Here is a 12,685-nt window from a genome sequence, read left to right on the forward strand (position 1 = left end):
TACCTGCTGGCATATCCCATTGATCAGAGTGGTCGCCCAACATGATATAGTCTGTTCCGAACGCTTCTACGATGCTTTTGATCGAACGAAGGCTTCCTATATACGTTTCAAAACCAGGAATGATGTTGATACGTTGTTTTGTTTCACCTTTTTGACCCTCAGTAAGCTGAGACATGATACCATGCATCATGTTGTCATAACCCGTAATATGGCTACCTACGAATGAAGGTGTGTGCGCATACGGAATCGGATATTCTTCAGATAAAAACTCACCTTTATCTTCTTCTTTTGCCGCAATAATAAACGCTTGCAAGTCGTCCCCGATAACTTCTGCCATACAGGTAGTAGAAACGGCGATCATTTTAGGTTTATAAACTGCTGCACAGTTTTTAAGACCCTCTTTCATATTTACCAATCCACCGAATACCGCAGCATCTTCAGTCATAGAGTCAGAAACACAAGGAGTCGGCTCTTTGAAGTGTTTGGTAAAGTATGAACGGAAATACGCTACACATCCATGAGAACCATGAACGTAAGGCATAGTACCCTCAAACCCGAGTGCAACCATGACAGCCCCGAGAGGTTGACATGCTTTTGCAGGGTTGACGGTGATCGCTTCACGAGCAAGATTTTTCTCACGGTAATCCCATGACTTCGTCCACTCAGCGATCTCTTCTACTTTCGCAGGATTAATTGCGAGCATTGAAGATTCGAATTGTTTTTTGTTTGCGAGTAATTCTGTATACTCTGGGCGTTTAAACAGGTCTTTCCCGTTTACGATTTTTTCTACTTCTTGCATCGCCTTATCCTTCCATTTCCCATGGTGCTTTTGAGTGCGCCCATACAGGTGAGTTAATTGCTAAATCCATATCTTGTGCGAAAATCGCGAATCCGTCGTATCCGTGGTATGGACCGCTGTAATCCCATGAGTGCATTTGGCGATATGGGAGACCCATTTTTTGGAATACATACTTCTCTTTGATCCCTGAAGCTACAAGGTCAGGTTGAAGTTTTTTAACAAACGCTTCAAGCTCATACTCGTTGACGTCATCATAGATAACGGTTGAGCGGAAAATCTCTTCTTTAGTACGTTTGTAGTCGTCATCATGAGCGAACTCATAACCTGTTCCGATTACTTCCATACCCAAATCTTCGTAAGCACCGATAACGTGACGAGGGCGGAGACCACCGACGAACAACATTACTGTTTTACCTTCAAGGCGAGGTTTGTATTTTGCGATTACCGCATCGATCATCGGTTGGTATTTAGCGATAACTTCTTCACATTTAGCTTGGATGCTCTCATCAAAGAACGCCGCAATTTTGCGAAGTGATTTGATCGTTTGTGATGGTCCGAAGAAGTTATACTCGATCCAAGGAATCCCGAACTCTTTTTCCATGTGACGGCTGATGTAGTTCATTGAACGGTAGCAGTGAAGCAAGTTCAATTTCACTTTAGGAGTCAATGCCATCTCTTTAAGAGTTGCATCTCCAGACCATTGTGCTACAACACGAAGACCCATTTCCTCTAGGAGGATACGGCTTGACCATGTGTCACCACCGATGTTATAGTCTCCGATGATCGCAACGTCATACTCAGTTGGAGTAACGTTCGTAGTATCGATGTGGCTCAAATCACCATCAAAGATATAGTCACGAACCGCGTCATTTGCAATGTGGTGACCCAATGATTGAGAAACCCCACGGAAACCTTCACAGTTTACAGGAACGATTGTTTTACCAATCTCAGCTGCTTTTGTTTTTGCTACTGCGTTGATATCATCCCCAATCAAACCGATTGGACATTCTGATTGAACAGTGATACCGTTATTGAGTGGGAAAAGTACTTCGATTTCATCGATACATTTACCCAATTTTTTGTCTCCACCGAAAACGATGTTGTTTTCTTGGAAATCCGAACAGAAGTTCATCGTAACGAAAGTATCAACACCGGTTACACCGATATAATAGTTACGACGACCTGCACGGCTGTATTGACCGCATCCGATAGGACCGTGAGAGATATGAACCATATCTTTAACTGGACCCCATACAACCCCTTTAGAGCCTGCATAAGCACAACCACGTTGACTCATTACACCCGGAACGGTTTTTTTGTTTGAGCGGACATCACCGCACGTTTTTTGATTTTCATCATTTGGAGATCCGACACCGAGATGTTTTTCACGGTTTTTCGCCGCTTTCTCAGGATACGCTTTTAAAATCTCTTCAATGGCCGCTTTTTGTTTAGCTTCTAGTGTTTCTGGACCCATAATACACCTCTTCCTTACGCAAGTTCGATGCGGAATTGTTCCATCGAATCTAAGTTGTGACACAATTTCATTGTTTCATCATCAGCTGCATCAACACGTTTAGAGATTGCAGACATTTGGTAACGGTTCATGTAGATCATGTACTTTTGTAAGTTATCTGGGTTCTCTTCTTTGAAGTAATGAACCATTGCACGGAACAAAAATGTAGAGTTGTTGGTGTAGCTCAACCACTCTTTATCTTTATCTTTAGTACCCATCAAAAGTTTGATCTCTTTAACGCCACTGATATCAACGCCGGCAATTTTTTCTGCAACTAATTCGTCTGGAATTTGATTCCCCATTGAAGCTGGGAAGTGAAAACCTAATACAAACATCTAATCTCCTTTTTCTGTTGTTTTCTTTTCATTATTAACAAGATGTTATTTGTCATTTTCATGACGACCATTGAAGATTCCTCAAAAGAGGAACCCCCGGGGTAACGTGACTAATTAAGCTTCTGCTGCTTTACCGACTTGTGACTCATCAACTTCGTCTTCGAGACCGAATGCAAGGAGCAAGTCTTCAAGATCATCCATACTGATTGGAGTAGGGATAATTTTCATATCGTTATAAACGATTTTACGAGCAAGCTCTTTGTATTCACGAGCTTGGTCAGAGTATGGGCTGTATTCAACAACGGTCATACGACGTAGTTCAGCATGTTGAACGATGTTGTTACGTGGTACGAAGTGGATCAATTGAGTTCCGATACGTTGAGCAAGCTCAAGTGCCAAATCGTACTCTTTGTCTGTCATACGAGCGTTACAGATAAGACCTGCAAGACGTACTCCACCAGTGTTTGCGTATTTCAAAATCCCTTTAGAGATGTTGTTAGCCGCGTACATCGCCATCATTTCACCTGACATTACGATGTAGATTTCTTGTGCTTTACCTTCACGAATCGGCATAGCAAATCCACCACAAACAACGTCACCAAGAACGTCATAAGAAACGAAATCTAAACCTTCTTCATCGTATGCACCCTCTTCTTCAAGAAAGTTAATCGCTGTAATAACACCACGACCTGCACAACCTACTCCTGGTTCTGGTCCGCCTGATTCTGTACAATTGATCCAACCGCCTGGAGTTTCACGGTCAAACAAACCTTTACCCCAAAGACGAGCTTGTTCCATCTCAACATCTTCAATAGTTCCCATTTCTGCTGCGAGAGAAAGAATAGTATCTTGTGCTTTCTCGTGAAGAATCAAACGAGTTGAATCCGCTTTTGGATCACAACCAACGATCATAATATTTTTACCGAAATAATGTGACATTGCTGCCAATGTATTTTGAGATGTAGTAGATTTACCGATCCCACCTTTTCCGTAGAACGCGATTTGTCGCAAGCTAGCTGCTCCAGCCATGTTATCCCCTTATTTTTGAACTTCACTTAGGTTGATGCAAGGGGTGTTCTATGCTTTTTTACGACATTTACCAAAAGAGCGCGACAAAATGACAACAATGATACAAATTTGTAGGAATAGAGTTTGCAGGGGGGAAATTACCTCTTTATATACACCTTTTAAACGATATGAGTATCTACTTATACTATAATTAAATACATATCCTGTCAATTTGTAGAAGGCCACATGAAAAAAATTCTTATTGTAGATGATAATGAAAATAATCGCTTTGTTCTGCGAAGTATTATTGAAAATTATTTTGAACAAAATGGAGGCAGTTTTCATATCAACGAAGTAGCCAACGGCATTGAAGCCGTTTCTCTTCAGAGTCTTGAACCCCATCATTTAATCTTTATGGATATCATGATGCCGGAAATGGACGGTATAAAAGCAACCTATAAAATACGACAAATTGATCCAAAAGTACTTATTGTCGCCGTTTCAGCGATAAGCGACAAAGAGCAGCAAAAAGTCATTTTACGTAAAGGTGCTGAGGATTACATATCAAAACCTATCAATACCGATGTTTTTAATGCCCGTTTTAGTAACTACCTTGTGTTGCTTGAATCTCGCTATTCCACTTTTAAATCGCAGAACATCTCGTATGTCAATCTTTTTACCGATAAAGTTTACAGTTACCAAGTTGTTTTTTTTATGCGTAACGAAGATGAGCTTTCTGAATTTTGGGAATATTATCTTCTCAATAATAATCAAGGGAGTGAAAGCCTGAGTGATACTATTCTTACATTCTATACTCTTGGGACGATTGCGTTAAAACTTGCTGTAAGAATGGAAGTGATCGCTGAGGAGTCATGTGATAATATTTATTTAACCATGAATGGGATTAACAATATTGATACCTCGATTATTAATCTTGTACTCCATAAAGTTCCTGCTGGAATAGAGTATAAACTTGATGAAGACAAATTATCATTTTGTCTTCATAAATTTAAAAAAGCTCCTATTGTTCTCAGCACGAAAAAGGAGATACCGATAGAGAGTTGCGCTATAACAGATTCAGTACCTAAATTACCCGTTAATGAGGTAATAGCAATAGCAGATAAAGAGTCTTTCCATGTCTACTCTTATTTGGATGACGAAGATTTATACAATGTAGAAGAATACATTTCATCCTTAAACTCTCTATTATTGTTAGTCGGCAATGGAGATGTTAATCGTAAAGAGGTTGAAGATATTGTTTACAATCTAAAAGGAATTAGCAAATTGACGATTACCTATTCTGAAAGTTACTCCATCGCCGTAGCATTAAACAATTTAGCCGTAAGTATTGAAGAAAACATGGACAATTTTCTCGAAAAATCACATGCAATCGGTGGATTATGCAGTGCTTTCAGCTTGGATTTGAGTAATTGGTTTAATCTCATTTTTAAAGAAGGTGCTATCAGCGTTGATTACATGGATGATATGATTATTTCTAACTCCAATATGCTTAGTACCCATGTAAAAACAAAACCTTCGACGGATGCCGATAATGCAGCTGCCGCTGAAGCGGTTGATATAGATGATATTTTTAACTTTTAGTTCTTCTATTGCAGTATATTAGATGAAACTATCTTTTAGATATAAATTTATTCTATCGTTTCTATCAATTGAAATTATTTTCGTTTTTTTGATCGTTTTTTTTAATTTTAATACGCAATCAAAATTGTCGAATTCACTCATTGATGAAAAGATACATATCGGAACAACGCTTTTTTGTGAAATGATAAAAGTTCCGTTGAGTACTTACGATTTCACCACATTAGATAATCAGACACAAAGCTTTATACACGTCCAAAACAATATAGCAGCTAAAATTTTCGATACAGAAAACAATCTCTTATCCTACGCTACAAACGATCCTAAAATCAAGATGGAAAAATTTGATAAAAATTCTCATCTGATTCACTATGAGAATAGAGTTTTTAAACTTGTTTCAACACCGATAGTAGTCGATAACAAACGTATTGGGCGCTCAGAAATATTATTTGAATTGACTAATAATTTAAAAACCGTCAAAAATAACAAAACGCTTACCTATTTTCTAGTTACATTACAAATAATCATCAGTTCATTTATAGCCTTTATTATTGGCTATAGGCTGACAGAAACGTTAAATAACCTGACAAGAAAAGCAGAAAGTATAGCTAAAGACAATGATGCATTATCACATAATAACTACAAAGATGAAGCAGAACAGCTAAAAGATACCTTTAATTATATGCTTGAAATTCAAGAAAAATTAGCACTTGAAAACAAAGAAGCCTTAACGCAACTAAAAGAACAAAAGCTTGCTTTGGATGCACATGCTATTGTTGCGACAACCGATACACATGGCATTATAAAATACGTCAATAAAAAGTTTGAAGAGATCAGTGGATACAGCGCTAATGAGCTGATTGGAAAAAACCATCGGATACTCAATTCAAAAATACACTCTAGTGAATTTTGGAACGAAATGTATACTGTATTAAATACAAAAGGAATTTGGCACAATGAAGTATGCAATCGTGCCAAGGATGGGCACCTCTATTGGGTAGATACTACTGTTTTTCCTTTCATTAACGAGTCCGGTATTATTGAAAGCTACATAACCATTCGAATTGATATTACCGCACGAAAAGCGGCAGAATATTCACTCACAGAATCATTAAGACTCCAAAAAGCGATTTTTGATAATGCCGGTGTTTCCATCATCACAACCGATAAAGATGGATTAGTAACCTCTGTCAATGCAATGAGCGAAAACCTTACAGGCTATAGTAATGATGATTTTAAAGGACAAACGCCCATCATATTACACAAAAAAGAGGAGATCATCGCACATGCACAAGAGCTCTCTGAAAAATTTGACGTCACAATTGATCCAGGTATGGATGTTATCTTTTTCAAAGCAAATAAAGATCTCTCCAATGCACATGAGTGGACATTTGTCCGTAAAGATGGTGCAGAAGTGCCTGTTTATGTCACCTGTACAGCCCTTCGTCACGAAGATGAAACTATTTATGGATATATTGAAATTGCAAATGACATCTCTAAAATCAAAGAAGCAGAAGCAAAAATAATCCATGCCAAAGAGATAGCCGAATCTTCCACGCGTATCAAATCTGAATTTCTTGCATCAATGAGCCATGAAATACGAACTCCGATGAATGGTGTTTTAGGGATGCTTAACCTACTAAGCCTATCAACACTTGATCACACACAAAAATTTCAACTGAGTATCGCCCAAAATAGCGCCAGCTCTTTATTAAGCCTTATTAATGATATATTAGATTTTTCCAAAATAGAAGCGGGGAAAATGGAAATGGAATTTGTTGAAGTCAATTTCCATGATGAATTAGGGGATTTGATAGAGGCAATGTCCTTTAGAACACAAGATCCCTCCGTTGAACTCATTTTGGATACCACGGAATTAGAAAATCTAACAATGATTACCGATCCTGTGCGAATACGCCAAATTTTGACTAATCTAATTGGGAATGCAGCTAAATTTACAAGCCGTGGAGAAATTTATATCAAAGCAGTTTTATCAAGAAAAAATGAAACGCAAGGAGATTTAAGTATCGTCGTTAGCGACACCGGTATTGGGATATCCAAAGAAAAATTTGAATCACTTTTTGATACTTTTACTCAAGCCGATAGTTCAACAACACGACAATACGGCGGCACAGGTCTAGGTCTAGCGATTGTTAAAAAACTATGCAACCTTATGGGTGGAAGAGTAAGTGTTGATAGCAAACTCGGGGAAGGAAGTAGCTTTAGTGTCAATATACCTGTAAAAATCGGTAAAACTCCGATACTAATTTTGCCTAAAGATATTGCCGTTGAGGATAAATCAATTTTGATTGTAGAAGATAATTTTACTAATCTTACGATGATGAAACATGTATTTTTACAATTAGGTATGAATGTCTATACTGCGGAAACCACCACGGCTGCCATTGAGCTATGTCAAAATAGATTTTCTGAGGGGAAAACTCCGCCATTTGATTTTGTAGTATTGGATATGGATATCCCTCATATCAATAGTGATCTTTTATGCATTGAAATACGAAAAATTCCTTTATATAACGATATGAAAATCATTTTAATGGGATCCGTAGCCTATCAAAATAATATTTCCGATTACAATAATATCGGATTCAACGCTTTTCTATCCAAACCGATTACCCATAGGAGTCTCTATAAAGCGTTTAATTCTTTTATTTCGAATGAAGATTCTGAAATCGATAGTTATATTGACAGCACTACCAATCCATCCAACGCAATCGTATGGCCTCCTAAGACGAGAATACTTCTGGTTGAAGACAATCTAACCAACCAAATCGTGGCACAAGGTATGTTGGATACGTTAGGATTGGTTGCTGATATTGCCACGAATGGAGTTGAAGCTCTTGAGGCATTAAAGACGTCACCTTATACCCTTATTTTGATGGATGGACAGATGCCTGAAATGGATGGATATGAAGCATCCAAGGCTATACGTCAAGGAAAAGCAGGTGAAACCAATAAAGATATCCCTATTGTTGCCATTACAGCTAATGCGATGCAAGGCGATATGGAAAAATGTTTTGCATCCGGTATGAATGATTATCTATCAAAACCAATCGACATGGGTATGCTAGAGCAAGTTCTAAAAAGATGGCTTATTCTCCATTCAACCAATGATAAAGATGTACGCACTCAAATGCCAATCGATCTCATTGCCCCCCCTACGAATCCGAATACAGCAGTTGTTTGGGATTACAATGAAGCATTAAATCGTTTAGGTGGTAAAAATGAACTTCTGATTAAAATTGCTGACTCTTTTAAATCAGACACACAGCAGTTAATTGATAATTTAGGAAACGCTATTAAAAATAACCATATCGAAGAGATCAAACGGTATGTACATACGATCAAAGGCTCTTCCGGCAATATCAGTGCACTACAGCTTCGCTCACTATCAGAGAAGGCAGAACATATCGTCAAAGATAACAAATTGGATTTATTAGAGATGATGTATCCAGAGTTTGAAAATGAATTTAAAAAAGTCATCGATCAATTTGAACTCTATTTTTCGGATATACATGAAGAAAAAAAATCAAAAAAGAAAATTGACCCGTTAACTTTTGCAATTGAAATACAACTTCTAAAAAAGAAGCTAAATGCCGGCGAGCGGATTGATACGAATAAAGTAGATATTTTTACGGAGTATAGCAATAATGCAGTGAGTGAAAAAATGATCTTGCTTAAACAATCTATCGATCAATCAAATATACCTCAAGCGTTAGAAACGATTGAAGCGATTATGTTGCTACTTAGATAGATTCCAGAATCCCTTTAGCGATCGATTGCAAAGGGAGCTGTCTCTCTATGGCACCTAGATCATAAGCGACTTTAGGCATGCCGTAAACGATACAGCTTGCTTCATCTTGTCCGAGAGTACGAGAACCTGCATTACGCATCGCAAGAAGCCCTCGTGCACCATCTCCACCCATACCCGTTAGTATAACGCCGATAGCATTCGCTCCCGCAATTTTCGCAACCGAGCTAAACAGAACATCCACGGAGGGGCGATGTCCTGATACTTTATCACCACTGCCGATTTCAACATAATAACGTGAACCCGAGCGACGGACAACCATATGATAATCTCCCGGAGCTATAAGAACCAATCCCGGAGTAATCGAATCACCGTTTTTTGCTTCTCGAACTTCCATAGCACAGAGTGAATTAAGTCTCTCCGCAAAAGGTCCGGTAAAGTTTGCCGGCATATGTTGAACTACAATCGTTCCAGGAGCATTGCGGGGCAATCCCATGAGGACATCTTTGAGAGCCTCTGTCCCTCCTGTTGATGCACCGATGGCTAAAATTTTATTGGTTGTTTCTGCCAGTGACGTGGTATTGGCTTGTTGCATACTTTGAAGCTGTCGTTGACGAACACGGACACGAGACGCCATTTTAATTTTACTTAAAAGCTCCTCACGCATTGTTTCGACACCGTCATAGATATGGGAATGGGGCTTACCTACAAAATCGACTGCTCCCGCTTCAAGTGCTTCGAGAGTTGTTTTAGCTCCATTTTGGGTTAACGAAGAGACCATTACTACAGGAACCGGCATATAATGCATTAATCGTTTTAAAAACGTGATGCCGTCCATCCGTGGCATTTCTACATCCAGACACACGACATCAGGTTTTAATTCAACAATTTTATCACGTGCCACAAAAGCATCGGAAGCAGTCGCTACCACTTCGATTGTGGGATCACTTTCTAAAATTTCACGTAGTACTGCACGTGCAGTCGCACTGTCATCGACGATTAAAACTCGTATAGCCATGGTTATCCTTACTACTCTATTGTGCGGGAGGTATACTTCAGGAGCACTTTCCCCCGTTCCAAATCAAATTGAATTTTTCGGCCGTTTTGCCCGCCTACATCTTCAGCAACAATCATTATTTTGTACTCATTTAGAATCTCACGGGCTACTAGAATATTTTTCTTCCCGATCATCATCGCTTCACTTGCTCCGATATTCATTGATGCACCACCGAAAATTTTAGCTTCTATACTTCTAGGGGTAGACCCTTTTGCTATCATAGATTCAATCAGTTTCGGAATCGAAATGTTTCCAAATTTTGGTGATTGCAATCCATTTCCGTTCCAAAACGGCAAAAGATAATGATTCATTCCGCCGATGCCAAGTTTGCTATCGTATAAACAAACCGCTACGCATGAACCTAATACGGTTGAAATTGCACAAGGGGCTTCATCGACATGAATCTGCCCAACGTGAATGAAAGTAGAGGCTCCATGAATCATCAGAGCTCTATTGCATCATCAAACGAGTCAAATAAAAATTCATTCGAACCACATGCTTCGGAATTGGAAAGACATTCTCCTACCGGAAGTGTAACCGTAAATTTAACGGTTGAATCTTCTGCAATATAATCAACATGCCCTCCAAGCCACTGTGTTAATTCTCGTACGACACTTAGACCCAAACCTAACCCATGTTTTCCCTCAGGTCCTTCTGCGAAACGAGTAAACAGTTGTGCTGTATATTCTACATCGGGTTCAGGACCTTGATTTTTTACACTTATGGAGATTTCAGAATCAACTAAAACCACTTCAATATTTATGCTGCTTCCTTCAATCCCATAATCACAAGCATTAGCAACTAAATTTATCAGGATGATATGAAGTTTTTGAGGATCAGTTACAACTCTATCATTTACAGAGCAATTCACTACAATTGTCATATTCCTTGCTTTAATAGAATATTTTAATGCTTCTAAAACCTCTTGTAACAACTCATTAATATCAACCGAAGCATTGGAAATACTAACGCTACCGCTTTCGATCTCAGCCGCCATTACCAAGTTTTGTACACGAAAATCAAGAAGTAAAAGTTCTTCATGTGCTAAACCAAAAATAGCTTCACGTGGATCGCCGCTGGGAGGTGCCAGTTTAGGAATTATCCCTAAAAGTACCGTCATCGGGTTATTAAGCGCATTGGCAATAAGTGAGAGAAATCGTGATTTAGCCTTTTCACTCTCAATAAGTTGCTTATTTAGATCGAGTATTTTACGGCTTAAAAAGGTTACTTCATCCATTTTAGTCTTCCAATTCTTTAATTATTAATATCTCTTCATGCAATTGTCTAAACAGTAAATCGACTCCCTCTGACTTTTTGATCAAAAATCGATTCTCAACACTAAAATTATGCCCGCTTTTTTGCATTATTTCTATCTCTTGGGATGTCTCATGCACTAATGTCTTGAGCTGAGAAAATATTACACCAAACCGTACCGATTCATCCTGATTTCCTGCCGCTTCGATAATCCCATAAACTTGAATATAACCTAAATACATCATCTGCTGTTCGAGTTGGTCTAAATACTTCAAAGCCGATTGAATTTGTCGATCGAGTTCAAGCTGAAGCCGTTTTGATGTTTCAGAATACTCTATGACAAGAGCCATCAAACTAGAAATGTTATCAACTAATTCAGGAAGTTGAACTTCGCTTTTTTGACATAATACTTCTCGAATAAAATAGGTCACCATCTCAATTTGCAATCGTATTGCAGAAACCGAAAAAATAGTCTCATTCAATAAATCAGAAAACTGTTGCACGGAAGTCTCAACATCCGCAATCAAGATATCATTCTCTTTTGCATTAATACGGACATCACTGGCTAAAACACCGAAGGTCTCTCCTCCATTGGCGACTTTGTAAGAGGCTACGGAGGCATTGAGGGATAAAAAGACGATATCTCGGGCTAGATGGCGAAGAACTACCCCTTTTTCTTCAAACATGGTTTTAACATGATTAAACATATCGATTTTTTCAAACCAATGATCATACTGACGCATCAATGTTTGGCTATCTTCCAACAACGCATTAAGAGCTATCTTCAATGGGCTATCGAGCTCGACATTATGATCTGTTACTGGAATGTTATCCAAGATTTTTTTGCGCTCACTCAGCTCAAGCAAAAGAGCTTTAGCCATAAACTGATCATACCCCAGATATCCGAGTTCCTCTAAAGCGTTTAGAAGCATCGGTTCACTCTCTTCCATCCCGCCTCTGCTCTCAGCGATCAAAAGTTTAAAGTAAAGCTCTCGGACGATTGCAAATATAGGAGAATTCGGTTTGATCCGAATCGATACATAACGCTCACCCTGTGGAAATATGGCTGTTAATACCCAGTAATATCCTCCCTCTTTGGTTCTATTTTTTACATACGCGACGATCGGTTTATCCGCATTTAAATAGTCCCACAGTATTTTAAAGACCACTTTTGGCATATCGGGATGGCGGATGATATTATGAAGACTCCCCATTAACTCTTGTTTGCTATACCCACTGATCCGGACAAATACTTCATTACCCGAAAGGATCTTACTTTCTTTATCCGTAATCGAGAAAAATAGTTCATTGGTATCGAATTGTGCTTCTTTCATGCTCGCGGCACCGCTTA

At 38.7% G+C, this 12,685-nt stretch carries 10 protein-coding genes; 2 read left to right on the forward strand and 8 right to left on the reverse strand.

Annotated elements, in window-relative coordinates:
* The 4 genes from JZU62_RS08865 to nifH form a co-directional block, all read right to left on the reverse strand.
* The coding region (locus JZU62_RS08865; RefSeq protein ID WP_295013960.1) for a DUF3364 domain-containing protein at positions 1-799 on the reverse strand (799 nt) is incomplete at its 3' end.
* 4 nt (positions 800-803) lie between these two features.
* Positions 804-2,273 carry a nitrogenase molybdenum-iron protein alpha chain gene (gene nifD / locus JZU62_RS08870; protein ID WP_295013962.1) on the reverse strand — a complete coding sequence of 490 codons (1,470 nt, stop codon included), beginning with the start codon at positions 2,271-2,273 and terminating at the stop codon, positions 804-806.
* 14 nt (positions 2,274-2,287) lie between these two features.
* The gene (locus JZU62_RS08875; RefSeq protein ID WP_295013964.1) at positions 2,288-2,647 is read right to left on the reverse strand and encodes a hypothetical protein; all 360 of its coding nucleotides are present in this window, start codon (positions 2,645-2,647) and stop codon (positions 2,288-2,290) included.
* A gap of 114 nt (positions 2,648-2,761) precedes the next feature.
* Positions 2,762-3,676: a nitrogenase iron protein gene (gene nifH / locus JZU62_RS08880; protein ID WP_295013966.1), complete on the reverse strand. Its 915-nt coding sequence runs from the start codon at positions 3,674-3,676 to the stop codon at positions 2,762-2,764.
* Positions 3,677-3,901: 225 nt separating this feature from the next.
* Here nifH and JZU62_RS08885 point away from each other — a divergent pair, with 225 nt between their 5' ends.
* The gene (locus JZU62_RS08885; RefSeq protein ID WP_295013968.1) at positions 3,902-5,257 is read left to right on the forward strand and encodes a response regulator; all 1,356 of its coding nucleotides are present in this window, start codon (positions 3,902-3,904) and stop codon (positions 5,255-5,257) included.
* A gap of 22 nt (positions 5,258-5,279) precedes the next feature.
* Positions 5,280-9,026 (forward strand): PAS domain-containing hybrid sensor histidine kinase/response regulator, encoded by a 3,747-nt coding sequence (locus JZU62_RS08890; RefSeq protein WP_295013970.1) that lies wholly within the window; start codon positions 5,280-5,282, stop codon positions 9,024-9,026.
* Here JZU62_RS08890 and JZU62_RS08895 read toward each other — a convergent pair.
* The 4 genes from JZU62_RS08895 to JZU62_RS08910 form a co-directional block, all read right to left on the reverse strand.
* Positions 9,019-10,041 carry a chemotaxis response regulator protein-glutamate methylesterase gene (locus JZU62_RS08895; RefSeq protein WP_295013972.1) on the reverse strand — a complete coding sequence of 341 codons (1,023 nt, stop codon included), beginning with the start codon at positions 10,039-10,041 and terminating at the stop codon, positions 9,019-9,021. The two genes, JZU62_RS08890 and JZU62_RS08895, sit on opposite strands and share 8 nt — an antisense overlap.
* A gap of 11 nt (positions 10,042-10,052) precedes the next feature.
* On the reverse strand, positions 10,053-10,523 hold the full coding sequence (locus JZU62_RS08900; protein ID WP_295013974.1) for a chemotaxis protein CheD: 471 nt from the start codon (positions 10,521-10,523) through the stop codon (positions 10,053-10,055).
* Entirely contained in the window at positions 10,523-11,317 is a 795-nt protein-coding gene (locus JZU62_RS08905) for a HAMP domain-containing sensor histidine kinase (protein WP_295013976.1), read from the reverse strand. Before JZU62_RS08905 ends, JZU62_RS08900 begins: the two co-directional genes overlap by 1 nt.
* A 1-nt stretch (position 11,318) precedes the next feature.
* The coding region (locus tag JZU62_RS08910; protein WP_295013978.1) for a PAS domain-containing protein at positions 11,319-12,685 on the reverse strand (1,367 nt) is incomplete at its 5' end.

The organism is Sulfuricurvum sp., from assembly GCF_019163035.1.
Lineage (GTDB): Bacteria > Campylobacterota > Campylobacteria > Campylobacterales > Sulfurimonadaceae > Sulfuricurvum.